The organism is Streptosporangium pseudovulgare, from assembly GCF_014648055.1.
GTDB classification, from domain to species: domain Bacteria; phylum Actinomycetota; class Actinomycetes; order Streptosporangiales; family Streptosporangiaceae; genus Streptosporangium; species Streptosporangium pseudovulgare.
Genome location: NZ_BMQJ01000021.1, coordinates 51,382 through 69,924, shown reverse-complemented (window position 1 = coordinate 69,924; position 18,543 = coordinate 51,382). Strand labels below are relative to the sequence as shown.

Sequence of the window (18,543 nt, the reverse complement as noted above, 5' to 3'; positions counted from 1 at the left end):
TTGCAGGATTTTTTCACGACAATATAGTCACAGGAAGATTGGCTACAGATGGAGCTTCCGTGACGGCACTGGTCATCGGCGTTGACGGCGGCGGAACGAGCACGCGGTGCGTGGTGGCGACCGTCTCCGGGGAGGTCGCCGGGAGGGGATACGGCGGGGGTTCCAACATCCTGTCGTCCGCCGACCCGGGCGGCAGCCTGCGCGGGGCGCTGCTGGCCGCGCTCGCGGGGCTCGACCCCGGCGAGGTGACGGCCGGCGTGTTCGGCCTGGCGGGCGGGGACTCGGCGCGCGAGCGGACCGAGGCCGTCGCCACCGAGGCGTGGCGGGCGGCCGGCCTGCCCGGACGGCCCTCGGTGGTCTCCGACGCGCTCGCCGCCTTCGCCGGGGCGACCGCGGAGGCGTCCGGCGCGGTCCTGATCGCCGGGACCGGCGCGGTGGCCGCCCGGATCGACGACCGGCGCATCACCGGCCGGGCCGACGGGTACGGCTGGCTGCTCGGCGACGAGGGCTCGGGGACGTGGATCGGGCGGCGCGCCGTACGCGCGGTGCTGGCCTCGGTCGACGGGCGGGCGGCGCCCACCGCGCTGCTGGGCCGCTTCGGCGGCGGCGCGGCGGAGCCGGAACCGTCGCGGGCGCCGGGGCAGGCGGGACCGGGGCAGGTGGCATCGGAACCGCCGGAATCGGCGGGACCGGCGGGACCGGCGCCGTCGGCGCAGGAGATCGTGCGGCTGGTCCACGCGGGGATCGCCGAGTCCGGTCCGGCGTGGCTCGCGCGGCTGGCGCCGGCCGTGGAGGCAGCCGCCCGGGACGGCGACGCCGCGGCCACGGCGATCCTGGATGAGGCCGCGCGGCGGCTGGCCGCCACCGTGGGCGCGCTGGGTCCCGTCTCGGGGCCGCTGGTGCTGGCCGGCTCGCTGCTCACCGAACCCACGCTGCTCGCCGGGAAGGTTCGCGCCGGGCTGGCCGGGACCGTGGTCACCGCCCGCGACAGCGCCGCCGGGGCCGCCGCCCTCGCGTTGCACGCGGCCGGTCCGGGCGCCGTCCCCGACCCGCTCGCCGCCCACCGCCGCCTGATCGGCTGACCCCCCGGCGGGCCGGGCTCCGTGCCTCGCCGCCGTCCCGGGGCCGTCTCTCCGCGGTGCGGGCAGCCAGTAGGGTTCATCCGGTGACCAACGCTCCTCGTCTCTCACGCCCCTTCCGGTTGATCGTCTCGGGAGGAGGTACGGGCGGCCACACGTATCCGGCCCTGACCGCGATCCGCACGCTGCGGGACCGGCTCACGGCGGGCGGCGGGTCGCTGGACGTCCTGTGGATCGGCACCGAGGAAGGTCTGGAGGCGCGGGTCGCGCCGGCCGAGGGGATCGCGTTCACGACGGTCGCCACGGGCAAGATCCGCCGGTCGAGCAATCCGCTGAAGATGCTGTCCCCGGCGAACATCCGGGACATGGCGCGCGTGCCGCTCGGGGTGCTGCAGGCCAGGAGGGTGATCGCCGGTTTCCGGCCGGACGTCGTTCTGGCGACCGGGGGGTACGTCGCCGTCCCGGCGGGTCTGGCGGCCCGCATATGCCGCCGGCCGCTGGTGCTGCACGAGCAGACCGTGCGGCTGGGGCTGGCCAACCGCAGGCTCGCGGGCCGGGCGACGCGCATCGCCCTGTCGTCGGAGTCGTCGCTGCCGCTGCTGCCGGAGGCGGTGCGCGATCGCGGGGTCGTCACGGGCAACCCGGTCCGCCCCGAGGTGCTGTGGGGACACGCGGACAAGGCGGTCGGGGCGCTGGGGCTGTGGGGCTTCGACCGGCGCCTGCCGACCGTGTACGTCACGGGCGGCGCCCAGGGCTCCCAGCAGATCAACGATGTGGTCCGTGACACGCTGCCGTGGCTGCTGCAGCGGGCGAACGTGGTCCACCAGTGCGGGCCCGCGCACGTCGACGCGCTGCGGCGGAGCGCGGCGGCCCTTCCGCCGGAGGCGGCCGCCCGGTACCACCTGGCCGGGTTCGTCGGACCGGAGCTTCCGGACGTGCTGGCCCTGGCCGACGTGGTGATCTCCCGCAGCGGCGCCGGGACACTGGCCGAACTGACCGCGCTCGGCAAGCCCGCCGTGTTCATCCCGCTCGCCACGTCGGCCGGGAACGAGCAGGCGCACAACGCCCGCCACCTGGAGAGCACCGGGGCCGCGGTGGCGCTGACCGGTGAGGTCACCGCGGCCGGTCTGTGGGAGGCGGTGGAACCGCTCCTGGCCGACCCCGCCCGGCGGGCGGCGATGGCGCATCGGGCGAGGGCGCACGGAAGGCCGGACGCGGCGGACCGGCTGGTGGACGTGATCCTGTCCGCCGCGGCCGTCTGACCCGCGCGGGAGGTCACGGCGGGCGCCGGCCGGTGTGAAGCGTCGTGCCCGCTCCGATCAGCAGGGCGCAAGGGCACGGCCGTCGAACGCGTCGCCGCCGGGCGGCGTGGAACGCCGTGCCCGCTTCGACCTGCAGGGCACAGGGGCACGGCCGTCGAACGCGTCGCCGCCGGGCCTCGCGGGAACCTCGGCGGGCCGGCGGCGGTATCGATGGCATGAAGCGAATCCTGCTCATCGCGGCGCTCCTCGCGCCCGTCCTGGCGTTCGCGGCCCCCGCCCGCGCGGGCGGCTGGGCCGTCACCTACCTGGACCCGGTCCCCGGGGAGATCCGCCCGCAGACCCCCTACGTTCTCGGGTTCTGGATGCTCCAGCACGGCACCCACCCCTACGACGGCGCGGACCTGGGCGAGGTCGGACTGAGGTTCGTCCAGGGGAGGAAGAGCGTCGAATTCCCCGGGGTGGCGCTGCGGGAGCCGGCCCACTACGCGGCGGCCGTGTTCCTGCCCCGCGGCACCTGGAGGGTGGAGGCCGTTCAGGGCTGGTTCTCCCCCTACGAGATCGGCACCGTCACCGTGCCGGGGAGTTTGAAGATCAAGCCGGTTCCCGCGGACCTCCGGCGGGCCATCGACGCCCAGCAGCCGCAGGAGGACCACTGGGGGGACATCCGCCCGCCGGGGATCCCGCCGTCCGGGATCACCCCGTCGGCCCGTTCCACCGGCGGCCCCGCCGCCCCGTCCGCCTCCGCCTCTCCCGCCACACCGCCCGGCCGGACCGCGGGGGCGTCCGGCGACGGTGACGCCGGCGCCGCGGTGACCACCGCGTCCGTCGAGTCCGGCGCGGAGACCGGGTCCGGGTGGCCGATGCCGTACGGAGCGGCCGCCGCGGCGGGGCTGGTCCTCCTCGGCGGCGCGGTGCTGGTCCGCCGCGGGCGGACGCGGCGGCGCTGATCCTCCGTGCCCGGCCACGTCGACGGGCGCGGAGGCGCCTCGCGGCGTCCCGCGCGAAGCGGCGTCCCGTACGGGTTCCGCCGGGCCGGGACGCGGGACGGAGCCCGCCACAGGAGCCGTCACCGCGTCCCGGCCGGCGCGCGGTCCGTCACCGCGCCTGCGCGCCGGTCCGCGGTGCTCAGATGCCCGCGGACCGACGCGCGGGGCTCAGTGCGCGCGCCGGACGTCGCTCGGCGCGCTCTGCCGGCTGACCCGGTCGACGGCCGTGACGTAGTAGTGGGAGTTCCCGCCGCCCTCGGGGTCCACCCAGCGCGCCTGCTTGCCGGTGGCCGGGACGAGCGCGACCAGGTTGCGGGCGTCGTCGAAGTCCCCGGGCCGGGCCGGGCCGTCGAGCCGGAAGACCGCGTACTGGAACGGCGTCTCATGGCCCCTGGCCTGGATGCGCAGCTCGACGCCGCCGGACCCCCTCTTGGCCCAGACGAGCACCGGGCGCTCCGGGGCCCGGCCGTGCGCGAGCCTGGGCAGCAGCGGGGGAAGCGCCGGGCGGGTGTAGTGGGCGGCCACGGTCCGGGTGACCGAGCCGATCCGGTCGTCGCGGACGTCGGCGGAGTTGTACCAGATGTCGCCGCCCACCTCGGGGTGGCTGCGGTTCAGGGTCAGGTGGTTGGTGAGCTCGTCGGGGCGGAACCACTCGGCGGGCTGGCCGGCGGCGCCCGCCTTGTAGGCCGCCTGGCCGATCCACAGCTCGGTGCCGGTGCCCGCGGCCACGCCGGACCACCAGGGGACCAGCTTGGCGTAGTCGGCGTTCGACTGGCCGATGTACCAGTAGATCTGCGGGGCGATGTAGTCGAGCCACCCCTTCTTGACCCAGCCGCGGGTGTCGGCGTGCAGGTTGTCGTAGGACTGGCCGCCGGCGGTGTCCGAGCCCAGCGGGTCGGTGGACTTGTTGCGCCAGATGCCCGAGGGGCTGATGCCCCAGGCGACCTCGGGCTTGGCGGCCAGCACGCGCTGCTGCATCTCCGAGACCAGCAGGTCGACGTTGTTGCGCCGCCAGGCGGCCAGGTCCGGGAAGCCCTGGCCGTACTTGGCGAAGGCGGCGGCGTCGTCGAAGGCGGTGGTGTTCACCGGGTAGAAGTAGTCGTCGAAGTGCAGGCCGTCGATGTCGTAGCGGGTGACCGCGTCCATCATGGCGTCCTGCACGAACGCGCGGACCTCCGGCAGGCCGGGGTTGTAGTAGATCTTGCCGCCGTAGGGGATGATCCAGTCGGGGTGCTTGCGGCCCGGGTGGTCGGGGTGCAGCTTGGCCGGGTCCGGCTGCATCGACACCCGGTAGGGGTTGAACCACGCGTGGAAGGTCAGGCCGCGCCGGTGGGTCTCCTCCACCAGGAACGCCAGCGGGTCGTAGCCGGGGTCCTGCCCCTGGGTCCCGGTCAGGTACTCCGACCACGGCTCGTACGGCGAGGGCCAGAAGGCGTCGGCCGTCGGCCGGATCTGCACGAACACCGAGTTGAGCTTGCGGACCTGGGCCAGGTCCAGCCAGGCGAGGTACTCGGCCTTCTGCTGCTCGACGGTCAGCCCCGGCTTGGACGGCCAGTTGATGTTGACCACCGAGGCGATCCACATGCCGCGCATCTGGCGCAGCGGCGGGACGTATCCGCCGGTGGCGGGAGAGGCTGCGGAGGCGAAGGCGGGCAGGGGCGCGGCGCTCGCCGCGGCGGCGAGCGCGAGGCCGCGCAGGACGGTACGTCGGGTGGGTGAGCTCATGCGGACTCCAAGGGGGTGTTCGCCCGTAACCCGCTTCGGCCGCGGATCGTGGCGGACGGGTCACGGAACCGCACGTCACGGGCCGCTGCCGTCGCCGACGCCCTCTGCCGAACACGAGGTTGATCGCGGGGGTCTCGACGGCGAGGATGGCAGAAATCTACTTTTGAGGCAATGAAGATGAAAGAAAGTGTCATGGATGTGTAACCTGCCCAGGACGTCCCGGTGAGTCCCGGTGAGAAGGTGGCGATGAGCGACAACATGTCCGGCAGCACGTCCCCCGGCGGTTCCGGCCGGCCCGGCGGGTCCTCCGGTGACCCCGGTCTGGCCCGGATGGCCATGACGGTGCTCCAGCCCGGCTTCGACGGCACCGAGCCGCCCGAGTGGCTGCGGCGGGCGCTCGGTGAGGGCCTCGGCGGCGCCGTGCTGTTCGCCCGCAACCTCACCGGCCCGGCGCAGACCGCGGAGCTGGTCGCCGCGCTGCGGCGGGAGAATCCGGACGTGGTCGTCGCGGTCGACGAGGAGGGCGGCGCGGTCACCCGCCTGGAGGCGGCGGCCGGCAGCTCCTGGCCGGGCAACCTCGCGCTCGGCGTGGCCGACGACGCCGGCCGTACCGAGCGGGTCGCCCGGGGCATCGGCCGCATGCTCGCCGCGGCCGGGATCACCCTGGACTACGCTCCCGACGCCGACGTCAACGCCGACCCGCGCAACCCGGTGATCGGCATCCGCTCCTTCGGAGGCGACCCCGCGCTGGTCTCCCGGCACACCGCGGCCTGGATCAGGGGCATGCAGGGCGCGGGGGTGGCCGCCTGCGCCAAGCACTTCCCCGGCCACGGCGACACCGTCACCGACTCCCACCTGGCGCTGCCCACCGTGCACGCCTCCCTCGACCTGCTGCGCGAGCGCGACCTGCCGCCGTTCCGGGCGGCCGTCGAGACCGGCGTCCGGGCCGTCATGTGCGGCCACCTGCTGGTGCCCGCCCTCGACCCCGACCGCCCCGCCACGCTGAGCCGGCCGATCCTGACCGGGCTGCTCCGCGAGGAGCTGGGCTTCGGCGGCGTGCTGGTCACCGACGCGATCGAGATGGGCGCCGTGGCGGCCCTGCACCCGCCCGGCGAGCTCGCCGTCCGCGCGCTGGCCGCCGGGGCCGACGCGATCTGCGTCGGCGCCTCCTCCCCCGGCGGGGAGAACGTCCTGGCGATGCGCGACGCGATCGTGGCGGCCGTGCGGCGCGGCGAGCTGGCCGAGGAACGGCTGGCGGAGGCCGCGGCGCGCGTGCTGGACCTGGCGGCCTGGTACACCGCGAACGCCGCCGCCCGCGCCAAGGTGACCGGGGAGCGCGAGGATGCCTCCGGCGATCTCGGGACGGGCTCCGGGGAACTCGGGATGGAGGCCGCCCGCGCCGCCCTGCGGGTCACCGTACGGGACGCCCGTCTCGCGCCCGCGCTCCCGCTCGCCCGTCCGCCGCTGGTCGTGGACATCGCCCCGCGGCTCAACCTCGCGGTGGCCCCCGGCACGCCCACCGGCATCTTCGGCGCCATGACCGAGCTGATGCCGGGCACCGCCGGGCACACCGTCACCGCCGACTCCCCCGGCCTGCCCGACCTCGGCGAAGGCGGCGAGGCGGGCCGGCCGCTCGTGCTGGTGGCGCACGACGCCCACCGCCAGCCGTGGGCGGCCGAGATCCTGGCCCGCGCCGTACGGCTGCGCCCCGACGCGATCGTGGTCGAGACCGGCGTGCCCGGCGAACCCGCCGGCGCCGTGCACATCGCGACCCACGGCATTTCCCGGGTTTCCGCCCGGATCGTCGCTCTCCACCTGACCTGCGGACAATAGGCTTGATCCTGGCAGGAGAGGCGAGCCGGGAGGCGACCTCCGGCCTGAGGACCGGGTCTCCACGCTGGAGGTAACTGATGAACGACCATGACGACCCCACGCCGGGGAACCTGGTGGCCACGGTGCGGGCCGTCCTGCCGTCGCTGACGCCGGCCGCCCAGGCCATCGCCCGCCTCATCCTCGACGACCCGGGGATGGTGGCCCGCAGCACGATCACCGAGTTCAGCGCGGTCTCCGGGACGAGCGAGGCCACGATCGTGCGCACCGCCCGCGCCCTGGGCTTCGCCGGCTACTCCCAGCTCCGCTTCGCCCTGGCCGCCGCGGTGGCCAGGGAGGAGCCCGAGCGGCTCGTCCCCGGCGACCTGGGGCCCGACGACCCGCTCACCGACGTGATCGCGAAGGTCGCCAGGGCCGAGTCGGAGGCGCTGGCCGACACCTCGGCCCAGCTGAACCCCGACCGGCTGGGCGCGGTGATCGAGGCCGTCGCCGCGGCCCGCCGGGTGGACGTCTACGGCGTGGGCGCCTCCGGGCTCGTCGCGGTCGACATGGAGCAGAAGCTGATGCGCATCGGCCTGTCCGGCCACGCGTTCACCGACTCCCACCTCGCGCTGACCAGCGCGGCCCTGCTCCGGGCGCAGGACGTGGCGGTGGGGGTGAGCACCTCCGGGGAGACGCCGGACGTGCTGGCGCCGATGCGGGTGGCGCGCAAGGCGGGCGCGGCCACGGTCGCGATCACCAACAACCCGCGCTCGTCGCTGGCGGAGCTGGCCGACCACGTCCTGGTCTCGGCGGGCCGGGAGACCGCGTTCCGGCCCGGCGCGCTGGCCAGCCGGATCAGCCAGCTGCTGATCGTCGACTGCATCTTCGTCGGCATCGCCCAGCGCACCTTCGAGACCTCGGAGGCGGCACTGCGGGCGACCCGGGACGTGGTGGACGAGTACGTCGCCGACACCCGCCGCCGCAACAGGTAGGCCGGGGCGGCACCGGCCGTTTCACCGCGATCGCCGCCACCCAGGCCGGCGCCGTACGGGAGGTCCGGCTCTAGCGGCTGAGCGCCGCGCCGGCCTGCCAGCAGTGCGTCCAGCGTCTCTCGCCCAGTTCCGTACGCCCCGGCGCCTCAGTCGAGCACACCGGCAACGCCACCGGGCAGCGCGGATGGAACCGGCAGCCGCCCGGCGGGTCGATCAGGCTGGGTGGCTCGCCGTGCCGCTCGCCCGCGGGCGGCGCCACGCGGTCGGGATCCGGCGCCGACTCCAGCAGCAGCCGCGTGTACGGGTGCCGCGGCGACTGCGTGAGCTCCTCGCCCGGCCCGCTCTCGATCAGCCGTCCCGCGTACATGACCGTGATGTCCTCGGCGAAGTAACGGGCGCTGGCGATGTCGTGCGTGATGTAGAGCAGCGCCAGCCCGTTCTCCCGCGCCAGCCCTTCCAGCAGTCGCAGCACGCCGAGCCTGATGGAGACGTCCAGCATCGACACGGGCTCGTCGGCGATCAGCGCGATGGGCCGCACCGCCAGCGCCCGCGCGATCGCCACCCGCTGCCGCTGACCGCCGGACAGCTCGTGCGGCATCTTGTCCATGAACTGCTCGACCGGGGTGAGGCTGACGCGTTCGAGCAGCTCGGCGACCTGCTCGCGCTCCTCGGCGTCGGAGCGGGCGTGCCCGTGCAGGCGCAGGGGCCTGGCCAGGTGGTAGCGGACCCGGTGGAAGGGGTTCAAGGAGGCGAAGGGGTCCTGAAAGATGAGCTGGACCTGGCGCCGGTACTCCTTGAAGGCGGCGCCGCGGTGGGCGCGTACCGGCTCGCCGCGCAGCAGCACCTCGCCGGACGTGGCCGGATAGACCTGGGCCAGCAGCCGCGCGACCGTGCTCTTGCCGCAGCCGCTCTCTCCGACCAGCGCCGTCACCGAGCCGGCCCGCAGCGCGATCGAGACGTCCTCCACCGCCCGCACCGGCGGCCGCTTGCCGAAGCGGCCTCGGGGACCGCGGGCGGCGGTGAAGTGCTTGGTGAGGTTGCGCCCCTCCAGGATGCTCATGACACTCCCCTCCCGTCGTTGAGCAGGCACGCGACCTCACCGTCCGCCTCCGTCCTGAGCACGGGCAGGCTCTCGGAGCACTCCGCCACCGCCATCGCGCACCTGGGGTGGAAGGCGCAGCCCGGTGGCGGCGAGCGCAGGTCGGGCGGGACTCCGGGAATGCCGGGCAGCTCCTCGCGCGGCCCGCGTAGGCGGGGGAACGAGCGCAGCAGCCCCAGCGTGTACGGATGCCGCGGCGCCCGGTGCAGCGCCTTGGCCGTCCCGGTCTCCACGACCCGGCCCGCGTACATGATGGCGATCCTGTCGGAGATCTCCATGAGCAGGGACAGGTCGTGGGTGATGAAGACGACCGCGAAGCCGTACTCCTCCCGTAACGCCCTGATCTCCGCGAGGATGTCGCGCTGCACCACCACGTCGAGCGCGGTCGTCGGCTCGTCCATGATGATGATCTCGGGGTTGAGCGCGAGCGCGATGGCGATGGCGGCACGCTGGCGCATGCCCCCTGACAGCTCGTGCGGGTAGGAGCGGCGGCGGTCGGCGCTGATGCCGACGCGCTGCAGCAGCTCCACCGACCGCTCGGTGCGCTCGTTGCGGGACATGCGGGGCGCGTGGACGCGCAGCACGTCGTCGATCTGGGCGCCCACGGTGATGACCGGGTTGAGGGAGTTCATGGCGCTCTGGAAGACGACCGCCAGCTCCTTCCAGCGGAAGGCGCGCAGCTCGTTCCCGCCCAGGGCGAGCACGTCCACGGCCGAGCCGTCCTGGCGGCGATAGACGACCGACCCCGACGTGATCGAGGCGGGCGGGCGCAGCAGCCGGGCCACCGCGTTCGCCAGCGTGGACTTGCCGCTCCCGCTCTCGCCCGCCAGGCCCAGGATCTCGCCGCGGCGCAGGTCGAGCGAGACGCCGGACACCGCGTGCACGGCTCCGGAGCCGGACAGGTAGTCCACGCCGAGGCCGCGGATCTCCAGGACGTTCATGCGCGTGCCTTCCGGGGAGCCTTGATCGTGCGCAGCCGCGGGTTGGCGATCTCGTCGATGCCGAAGTTCACCAGGGCCAGGCCGGTGCCGATGAGTGCGATGCACAGGCCGGGCGGGATGAACCACCACCAGGCCCCGATGAGCAGCGCCTGCCCGTTCTGCGCGAAGTACAGCATGCTGCCCCAGCTCACCGTGGACAGGTCGGCCAGGCCCAGGAACGACAGCCCGGCCTCGGCCAGGATCGCCGCGACCACGGTGGCCAGGAAGCTGGTGGCGATGACGGGCAGCAGGACCGGCAGGATCTCGTAGAAGACGATCCGCAGCGGCCCTTCGCCGCTCGCCCTGGCGGCCTGGACGTAGTCGCGCCGGCGTACCGACAGGGTCTGGGCGCGCAGCACCCGCGCGCCCCAGGCCCAGCCGGTCACCGCGATCACCACGGCGACCGAGGCCACGCCGCGCTGCGGGAGATAGCCGGCCAGCACGATGATCAGCGGGAGGGCGGGCAGCACGAGGAAGATGTTGGTCAGCACCGACAGTGCCTCGTCCACGGCGCCGCCGACGTAGCCGCCGACCAGGCCGACCGCGACCGCCAGCACCGTGGCGATGAGCGCCGACAGCACGCCGACGCCGAGCGAGACGCGGGCGCCGTACACGATCTGGACGAGGATGTCCTGCCCGGTCTGCGTGGTGCCGAGCCAGTGCTCCGCCGACGGGCCCTGCAGCCCGTCCTCGCTGGTGGCGGCGGGATCGGCGCCGATGAGCAGCGGCCCGAGGACGGCCATCAGCGCGAAGAAGACCAGGATCCCGGCCCCGATCTTGATCTTCATTCCGTCTCCTGCCTGGTCCGGGGGTCGAGCACCACGTACGCCAGGTCGGCCAGGAAGTTGGCGACGAGCACGGCCAGCGAGATGACGAGGAAGATGCCCTGCATGAGCGGGAAGTCCTCGTTCTCCACGCCCTTGAGCAGCATCGAGCCGATGCCGGGATAGGAGAAGACGATCTCCGTCAGCACCGAGCCGCCCACCACGAAGCCGAGCGAGAGCGCGAAGCTGGTGATGTTCGGCAGGATCGCGTTGCGGGCGGCGTAGGCCCACATGACCCGGCGCGAGGTCAGCCCCTTGGCCTCGGCCATCACCACGTAGTCCTCGCCGAGCGTGGTCACCATGACGTTGCGCATGCCGAGGATCCGGTCGGCCATGGAGGCCAGCACGATCGTGATCGCCGGCAGCGTCGCGTGGTAGAGCACGCTCCGCGCGAACTCACCGGTCAGCCCCGGCATCACGTCCAGCCCGTACGCCCGGCTGACCGGGAACCACCGCAACGTCACCCCGAAGACGAACACCAGCGCCAGCGCGACCCAGAAGTACGGCACCGCGTGCATGAACGTGGCCGCCGGCAGCACCCCGTCCAGCCAGGTGCCGCGCTTCCACGCCATGATCACGCCCAGGGAGGTGCCGATCAGGTAGCTGATCAGCGTGGCGACGCCGACGAGCCCGACCGTCCACGGCAGGCTGTCCGCGATCACCGTCGAGACCTCGGTGGGGAAGAACGTGATCGAGCGGCCCAGCTCGCCATGAGCGAGGTTGCCCAGATAGTCCAGATACTGCCGCCACGGGCTCGCGTCACTGATGCCGAACGCCCTGCGCATCGCGTCGATGGCGGCCGGGTCGACGTTCCCCTTCATCCGGGCCACCAGCAGCTCCACCGGGTCCCCCGGCATGAGCCGGGGGATCAGGAAGTTCAGCGTGATGGCGGCCCAGGCCGTCAGGAGGTAGAAGCCGAGCCGCCGGGCCAGGAACCTCAATTGCCGGCCGGCTTCAGGTGCAGCAGCACCACGGCCGCGTCGGGCGAGGTATAGGGCGACGGCATCGCGTACGGGTCCTGCTCGGAGGGCCAGCCCACGTACTTGTCGGTCCGGTACTGCGCCCACGACGGGCTGTAGAACAGCGGCAGCGTGGGCGCCTTCTCCACCATGATCCTGCTCAGGCCCTGGGTGGCCTTCTGCTGCTCGGTCTCGTCCTCGGTGGCGGTGTACGCGTCGATCAGCCTGTCGGTCTCGGCGTCCTTCCACCGCTCGTAGTTGCCGGTGGCGGCCTCGCCCACGGGCTTGGCCAGCCCGCCGAAGAGCATCGAGCGCATCTGGAAGTACGGGGTCGGCCCGGACGCGGTGGCCCTGATCGACAGGTCGTAGTCGCCCTTGCCGACCTTGGACACCCAGTCCTGGAACGCCACTCCCCTGGTCTCGACCGTGATCCCGATCCTGGCCAGGTCCTCGCGGATGAGCTGGGCGGCGTTCACCCAGTCGGTGAACGGCGACGGCACCAGCAGGGTGAACTTCAGCTGCGCCGGATCGACGCCCTTGAGCAGCTCCTTGGCCTTCTCGATGTCGACCTTGTAGGCGGCGTCGCGGTACTCGGGCGGCACATACGCCTCCCCGCCCGGCATCGGTACGCCGGTCGGATGCGCGACCTTGGTGTATCCCCGCTCGGCCACCCGGACGATCTTGCCCCGATCGATGGCGAGGCTCATGGCGGCGCGTACCTCGGGCTTGGCCAGCACGGGGTTGGTCAGGTTCGGCAGCAGCGTCACCACGCCCTCCGGCGGGAAGAAGAACTTGTTCTGCTCCGGCTTGCCCTGCACGTAGATCTTCTGGATGTCCGGCACGAACGCGCCCGCCCAGTCCACCTCACCCTGCCGCAGCGCCGTCTGGAGGGCGTTGGCCGTGTACGCCGGGAACCGCAGCACCGGCACCTCCGGCTTGCCCGGCTGCCAGTAGGACGGGTTCTTGACCAGCTCGTACAGCTGCGCCGAGAACTTCGACAGCGTGTACGGCCCCGTCCCGACCGGCTTGGGGTTGGTGAAGGTGGACGGGTCCTTCTCCTTCTCCCACACGTGCTTGGGCACGATGGGCGAGTTGCCGGCGATGTTGAAGAGCTTGGCGTACGAGGTGTCGCCGAAGTCGAGGCGCACCTTGTCGGGCGCGAGCGCCTCGGCCCCCTCGATCTCCAGCGCGTTCCTGTTGAGCTGCGGATGCTTCTTCAGCATTTGGAACGTGAAGGCCACGTCGTCGGCGGTGAACGGCTGCCCGTCGGACCACTTCACGCCCGGCCGCAGCGTGAACGTCACCGACCTGCCCTTGTTCGACCACTCGTGGTCGAGCGCCAGCCAGGGCGTGATCTCCCCCGGCTTGAGCTTGTTGAAGTACATGAGGGTCTCGTGGATCATCCCGCTGGTGCCGAAGTTCACGCCTTCGAGGTGGTACGGGTTGAAGTCCTCCTGGAACGTACCCGCGTCCACGGCGTGGATCACCAGCGGCGGCGCGTCCCCGCTCCTGGCGGAGCCACCGCCGCCGCCGGCACCGCCACCGGAACATCCCGCCAGCGCCAGCGCGGCCAGCACCGCCGCGATCCGGCTCGCCGGCCGGCTCATCGGCCGCCTCATGCGGAGGCCCCCTTCCCGAAGTACTTCGTGCGCAGCCGCCGCGAGCCCTTCGGGGCGGCGAAGGCCTGCGCGCGGCCGAACCCGGCCGGCGCGCCGCGCACGATCGTCAGCGCGCGGTAGTAGTCGACGTACGGGAAGCCGTAGGTCTCGCCCCTGGCGTAGGCGTAGCCGGTGATCGCCTGTGACCACAGCTCGTACGCCTCCTCGCTCAGCTCGACGAACACGTCGGGCGCGTAGCCCTCGGCGTCCTCCCAGTTGTCGGCGTAGTAGAGCTCGTTCGCCCAGTAGGCCGGATGCTCGCGCTCCAGGGTCTTCAGGCCGCCGTAGAAGCGGGCGTCCTCGACGATCCGGTGGGTGCGGGCGTGGTCCTTGTGGATGGAGGCGCTCCAGTGCGTCAGGATCACGTCCGGCCGCAGCTCCCTGATGATGTCGCCGACGCGCATCTTGGTCTCGTCGTCCTCGGGCAGCAGGCCGTCCTCGTAGTCGAGGAACCTGACGCCGGCGCCGATCCGGTCCGCGAAGGTCTCGGCCTCCTCGCGCTTCTGCTCGGCGTAGTCGGCGACGGTCATGCGCGGGTGGCCGCGCTCGCCGAGGGTCAGGTGCAGGAGCGTCGCGCGGTCGCCGCGCAGCACGTGCTGGGCGAGCACGGCGCCCGCGGTCAGGTCCAGGTCTCCCGCGTGGGCCCCGATGGCGAGAACGTGTGTCATGCGGACCGCCTCATCACGTGGAACCTTCTGGTGATCTCGTAGCCCGCCTTGGTGTAGAGGTGGCCGGCCGGGCTGGTCTCGCCGGTCCACAGGAACCAGGACGAATGCAGCCCTTCGGCGCGCATCCTGGTCATGGTGAGATGGAGGAGGATCTTGCCGAGGCCGGTGCCGCGCAGGCCGGGGTCGACGCCGAAGGGGCCGAAGCGCTCGGGGATGCCGCGATAGGCCGCGTACAGGGCGAAGCCAACTATGTGATCTTTTTTCGCTATAACGATGCGTTCGGGATCGCGGTGCCGCCGGATGGCTTCGCCCCAGTCGGGGTTGAAGGCGTCGGCCGCGAAACGGATCAGCTCAGGCAGCTCGCCGACGGCGGGGCTGCGGAAGACGTACCCCTCGCGCTCGCGCTCGCCGATCAGCTCGTGCACCTCGGGCAGGGCTTGGTAGCCGACGAGAGTGCGGTCCATGGCGACCGGCGAGTAGAGCGTCTGGAAGCCGAGCTCGCCCAGCAGCCGGTATCCGCCGGGATAGAGTTCGGCGTCCGCGCCCGGCAGCACGTAGTTGGGGGTGTACGACGAGAAGTCCACCTTCGTGCGGCCGAGGCCCTCCAGGAACGCCACCGCCTCGCCCACCAGCCGCCGGCCCAGGCCGCCGCCGCGGTGCTCGGGGACGACGAAGAAAAACGGGATCCAGCCGACGTCCGGCTCCAGGTCGGTGCCGGGCGCCAGGGGGATCAGGCGGCGGACGGCGTACGCGCAGCCCACCACGTCGTCCCCGTCCACGGCCACGCGCAGGCCCTCGGGGTCGAAGTTGGGGTCGAGCAGCACGCAGTCCCTGAACCAGGCTGACGTCGTCGGGTCGGCGGACATGCTGCGGTTCCAGGCGTTGACCAGCGAGGTCTCATCACCGGACCGGAAAGGGCGGACTGTGACCATGGGGGAGCGGTCCTTTCACCTTTCGGCACTTCTCTCCCAGCTTTCCCACCGTCAACCGGTCAGGTCAAGAAGATTCGGAAGAAATTTTCCGATGAACCGGACACCTAGAAAATTGTTTTCTCCTGCGGTATCCATGGATGGTCGCCCTGCCCGAGGTGCGCCCGATCGCCCATCGCACCACGCCGCGGTTTCCCGCGCCGCCCGACGCCGCACCTGTCCCGCCGCCGGACCTGTCGGCTTCTCTGACCCCTCGGGAGCAGCAGGCGCCGGCGGGGATCGGCATGTTCCGGCGCAAGGCCCGCGCTGAGGCCGAGCAGCGTGCACGACAGGCCGCCGAGGCCGACATGCGGAACTGGTGGACGCAGGCCGATGCCGAGCGCGACCGGTACCGGTGGGAGCTCAACCGTCAAGCCGTGGCCCCTGGCCCCGCCGCAGCGCGGGCGGTCGTGCTGCGCACCGATCGCGTCGACGCGTACGGCCGGACCCAGCTCGGCTGCATGCTCGCCGGACGCTTCGAGCGGCGCTCCTTCGACCGCAAAGTGCGTGGAGGCGGCACGAACCATCGACGAACGACACGGCGCGGCACTAAGACGCCGTCTCATCTCGTGGCGGAGAGCGGGTACGTGCTCTTCACCCGCGCCGGGGCGAAGGCCGAGGCCGCCTCCCGCGTGACGTCGCGGATGGCATGTACGACCTGGTCCCGGTCACCTCCTCCGAGGCCGCACGCGCCGCCGAAACCGTAACGAGACAATAACGACTCGATTCTTTGCGGCCCCCATGATGGCCCTGCGGAAAATTAAGCCATTTATCTAAATTTCTACCTTTTGCATTCCCAGAGAAACCCTCCTGTTCCCCCTCGGCGTGCGCTCCGATTGACTCGTCGTCCGGAGGTGTGGGCCGCAAAGACAATCGTTCGACTCGGAGCGTCGGGAACCGCCGGAACCCGCACGTCCCGGCGGGGGACGTGCGGGCCGGATGGGCCTTGACCCCCGCCGGGGCCGGCCCCGGCGGGGTTCAGGCCGTCGTCAGTATTCGACCTTGACGGTGGCTCCGGTGAAGGACTGCGCCGCGTGGAGGCTGATGTAGACGTAGCCGGCGGGCGGGTTGGTGATGGTCAGGGTCTCGGCGTTGCCCGGGTTGGCCGACCGGGCGGTGTGGTTCGTGGTGGTGGCCCAGGAGGCGGGGCTGTAGTAGAGGTCGGCGTTCCCGGTGCCCCCGGAGGTGGTGATGGTCAGCTTCGGGGTGCCCGCGGGGACGTTGAGGTAGAAGTAGGCGTAGTTCCCCGAGGTCGCCGACACGTTGCCGCGCTGGCAGTTCCTGCCCAGTTCGTCGGTCCGGGAGGCGGTGCACTCGGGGGTGCCGGTTCCGCCGGTGGACACCGTGACCTGCTGCGTGCTCGTCCCGGTGGCGCCCGCGTTGTCGGTGACGGTGAGCTTCACCGGGTAGGTGCCGGAGGCGGCGTAGGTGTGCGAGGGGTTGGCCACGGTCGACGTCGCCCCGTCGCCGAACTCCCAGCGGCGGGAGGCGATCGTCCCGTCGGGGTCTGCGGAGGTGTCGGTGAAGGTCGCGGCGAGACCGGTGGCGGTGAAGGTGAAGCTCGCGCTCGGCGTCTGGTTGCCGCTCCCGCCGCCCGCGCAGGCGCCGGACGCGCAGGCCGCCAGCCACGTCTGCCAGTCGCTGTCGTAGCGGCTGCCGATCGTGCCGGTCAGGAAGGTGCGGGCGGCGTTCCAGTTGCCGGTGCGGTAGTGGCCGAGGACGGTGGCGACGTCGGCGGGGTGCCTTTCGAACATGTACCGCACGGCGAGGTAGCCCCAGCGGTAGATGCGGGTGGTGTCGTGGGAGTAGGTGGTGTTCCACAGCGTGCTGAGCGCGTAGGTGCGCCTGGCCGCCTCGGTGATCGCGGCGTCGTAGACGACCCCGCGGTAGGAGTAGGAGACGTACTCGGCGAAGCCCTCGATCCACCAGATGGTCGGCGTGGTGACGCCGGCGTCGAAGTCGCCGTACATGTCGAACCGGCCGTCGAGGTAGTGGGTGTACTCGTGGTTGAGGTTCCAGATCTCGAAGGCCGGCCGTACCCATTCGGCCTCGTAGGCGATGAACCTCGGCTGGTTGCCGGAGGCGGACGGGTCGCCCTCCAGGTACATGCCGCCGTTGTTGGTGTCGATGCCGAACATCGCGCCGGCGTAGGTCTGGTAGTCGGTGCTGGAGTCGAAGACGCAGACCTCGATGGTGGTGTTGTTGTCGCCGGTGACCGGGCGGTTGCCGTCCTTGACGAGGTTGTGGAAGTAGGCGTCCTGACTGGTGAGGCTGCGGCAGCTGTCGGCGAGCTGGGCCGGCGTCATGTCCTGGGCACGGATCTTGATGCTGGGGCTGCAGGTGTGGTTGACGGTCAGGACGTTGGCGGCCAGGGTCTGCTGCAGGTTGCAGGTGCCGTAGGAGGAGCAGTTGGCCTTGTCGTAGGAGTCGGTCATCTCGGCCACGCCGACCCAGAGCGGGGCGGTGGGCCCGGTGATCCGGCTGCGGGAGAGCAGGTCCCTGGCCATCGGCCGGACCTTGGTCTGCAGGGCGGTGTGCTGCAGGAAGCGGCCGAGCTCGCGGCCGGCGTTGGAGGTCAGGTAGCCGCGGCCGGTGCCGAGCAGCGAGAGGTTCTTCGTCGCGAAGGCGTTGAGGGTGTCGATGACGCTCGGGTCGGCCTGGACCGCGGTGACGAACGCCGGGACCTGGTGGCCGCGGAAGAGCACCGTGTAGACGTTGTTGACCGCGTTGAGCATCCACCAGTGGGCGTCGTAGGAGCCGTCGTAGCCGTTGAGCAGGCGCTTGACGACTCCGAGGTAGCGGTCGTTCTGCTGGGCGCTGTCGATCAGGGTGACCGCCTCGGCGAGGACCTCGCCGTTGGCGTCGCCGACCGTGAAGGCCCTGGAGTTGCCGAAGAAGCCGTCGAGGCCGGCGCGGATCGCGGTCTGCAGGGCGGGCCCGTAGGCGCCCACGGTGGCGGAGTCGTACCACTGCACGTAGTAGCCGGCGCGCAGGTACAGCACGAGCTGGGCGGTGCCGGTGCTGTTGTCACCGGGGTAGTTGACGGCGTTGTCGCGCAGCGCGTACGCGACGCCGGCCATCTGCGACTCACGGAAGGCGGAGTAGGCGTCACCGCCGGTCAGGTTGAACAGCGTGTTGACGCAGTCGGTGGTCGAGGACTTGATCTGCTGGACGAGGGCGCTGCCGGACCTGCCGGTGAAGTCGCTCACGTTGCACGCCGCCGCGGCGGCCGTCGTCTTCGCCGACTTCGCCGAGGGGCGGGGATGCTCCGACGTGCGGGCGGGCTTGTCGACGGTGCGCCGCAGCGCGTCGTCCGACGCGGGCAGCGGGGGGCGCGCCTCGACCTTCAGCGGGGACGCGTGCGCGTGCCGGGCGTCGCCGGCCGCGTCCGCGCCGACGGGCGGGGGCTTGTCGGCGGTGCGGGCGGGTGCGGGGGCGGCGGCCACCGGGGCGGGGACGGCGGCGGTCGCGGGGGACGCCGCCAGCGGCTGGAGGACGATTCCCAGGGCGAACACGGGTGTGAGGAGCGAC

At 72.3% G+C, this 18,543-nt stretch carries 15 protein-coding genes; 6 read left to right on the top strand and 9 right to left on the bottom strand.

The annotated features are described in order from the left end of the window. The first annotated feature begins 59 nt into the window (after positions 1–59). From IEZ10_RS32040 to IEZ10_RS32030, 3 genes are all read left to right on the top strand, one after another. Entirely contained in the window at positions 60–1,082 is a 1,023-nt protein-coding gene (locus IEZ10_RS32040) for an N-acetylglucosamine kinase (protein ID WP_189250258.1), read from the top strand. Positions 1,083–1,165: 83 nt separating this feature from the next. Beyond that, the gene (locus IEZ10_RS32035; RefSeq protein ID WP_189250257.1) at positions 1,166–2,341 is read left to right on the top strand and encodes a UDP-N-acetylglucosamine--N-acetylmuramyl-(pentapeptide) pyrophosphoryl-undecaprenol N-acetylglucosamine transferase; all 1,176 of its coding nucleotides are present in this window, start codon (positions 1,166–1,168) and stop codon (positions 2,339–2,341) included. Positions 2,342–2,556: 215 nt separating this feature from the next. Next, the gene (locus IEZ10_RS32030) at positions 2,557–3,288 is read left to right on the top strand and encodes a hypothetical protein (RefSeq protein WP_189250256.1); all 732 of its coding nucleotides are present in this window, start codon (positions 2,557–2,559) and stop codon (positions 3,286–3,288) included. 207 nt (positions 3,289–3,495) lie between these two features. Here the strand turns inward: IEZ10_RS32030 and IEZ10_RS32025 are convergent, their stop codons facing one another. Beyond that, on the bottom strand, positions 3,496–5,052 hold the full coding sequence (locus IEZ10_RS32025) for a glycoside hydrolase family 10-like protein (RefSeq protein WP_189250255.1): 1,557 nt from the start codon (positions 5,050–5,052) through the stop codon (positions 3,496–3,498). A gap of 246 nt (positions 5,053–5,298) precedes the next feature. Here IEZ10_RS32025 and IEZ10_RS32020 point away from each other — a divergent pair, with 246 nt between their 5' ends. Together IEZ10_RS32020 and IEZ10_RS32015 are read left to right on the top strand one after the other, a co-directional pair. After that, positions 5,299–6,885 (top strand): glycoside hydrolase family 3 protein, encoded by a 1,587-nt coding sequence (locus tag IEZ10_RS32020; RefSeq protein WP_229811861.1) that lies wholly within the window; start codon positions 5,299–5,301, stop codon positions 6,883–6,885. Positions 6,886–6,962: 77 nt separating this feature from the next. Continuing rightward, a complete protein-coding gene (locus IEZ10_RS32015; RefSeq protein ID WP_179828319.1) occupies positions 6,963–7,856 on the top strand; it encodes a MurR/RpiR family transcriptional regulator in 894 nt (297 codons plus the stop codon). A 70-nt stretch (positions 7,857–7,926) separates the two neighbouring features. Here IEZ10_RS32015 and IEZ10_RS32010 read toward each other — a convergent pair whose 3' ends face one another. From IEZ10_RS32010 to IEZ10_RS31980, 7 genes are read right to left on the bottom strand one after another with little or no spacing between them, the layout of a single operon-like run. Then, on the bottom strand, positions 7,927–8,916 hold the full coding sequence (locus tag IEZ10_RS32010) for an ABC transporter ATP-binding protein (protein WP_189250254.1): 990 nt from the start codon (positions 8,914–8,916) through the stop codon (positions 7,927–7,929). Then, entirely contained in the window at positions 8,913–9,896 is a 984-nt protein-coding gene (locus IEZ10_RS32005) for an ABC transporter ATP-binding protein (RefSeq protein WP_189250253.1), read from the bottom strand. The genes IEZ10_RS32010 and IEZ10_RS32005 overlap by 4 nt, the downstream gene beginning before the upstream one ends. After that, a complete protein-coding gene (locus tag IEZ10_RS32000; protein ID WP_189250252.1) occupies positions 9,893–10,723 on the bottom strand; it encodes an ABC transporter permease in 831 nt (276 codons plus the stop codon). Before IEZ10_RS32000 ends, IEZ10_RS32005 begins: the two co-directional genes overlap by 4 nt. Beyond that, positions 10,720–11,700 carry an ABC transporter permease gene (locus IEZ10_RS31995; protein ID WP_189250251.1) on the bottom strand — a complete coding sequence of 327 codons (981 nt, stop codon included), beginning with the start codon at positions 11,698–11,700 and terminating at the stop codon, positions 10,720–10,722. The genes IEZ10_RS32000 and IEZ10_RS31995 overlap by 4 nt, the downstream gene beginning before the upstream one ends. After that, positions 11,697–13,337 carry an ABC transporter substrate-binding protein gene (locus IEZ10_RS31990; protein ID WP_229811860.1) on the bottom strand — a complete coding sequence of 547 codons (1,641 nt, stop codon included), beginning with the start codon at positions 13,335–13,337 and terminating at the stop codon, positions 11,697–11,699. The genes IEZ10_RS31995 and IEZ10_RS31990 overlap by 4 nt, the downstream gene beginning before the upstream one ends. Next, positions 13,334–14,044: a PIG-L deacetylase family protein gene (locus tag IEZ10_RS31985; RefSeq protein WP_189250249.1), complete on the bottom strand. Its 711-nt coding sequence runs from the start codon at positions 14,042–14,044 to the stop codon at positions 13,334–13,336. The genes IEZ10_RS31990 and IEZ10_RS31985 overlap by 4 nt, the downstream gene beginning before the upstream one ends. Next, positions 14,041–14,976, bottom strand: coding sequence for a GNAT family N-acetyltransferase (locus IEZ10_RS31980; protein ID WP_189250248.1), 936 nt, complete (start codon positions 14,974–14,976; stop codon positions 14,041–14,043). Before IEZ10_RS31980 ends, IEZ10_RS31985 begins: the two co-directional genes overlap by 4 nt. 137 nt (positions 14,977–15,113) lie before the next feature. On the opposite strand from IEZ10_RS31980, the gene IEZ10_RS31975 reads away from it, so the two are divergent. Then, a complete protein-coding gene (locus tag IEZ10_RS31975) occupies positions 15,114–15,719 on the top strand; it encodes a hypothetical protein (protein ID WP_189250247.1) in 606 nt (201 codons plus the stop codon). 282 nt (positions 15,720–16,001) lie between these two features. Here IEZ10_RS31975 and IEZ10_RS31970 read toward each other — a convergent pair whose 3' ends face one another. Continuing rightward, positions 16,002–18,527 (bottom strand): collagenase, encoded by a 2,526-nt coding sequence (locus IEZ10_RS31970; RefSeq protein WP_229811859.1) that lies wholly within the window; start codon positions 18,525–18,527, stop codon positions 16,002–16,004. Between the last annotated feature and the right edge of the window lie 16 nt (positions 18,528–18,543).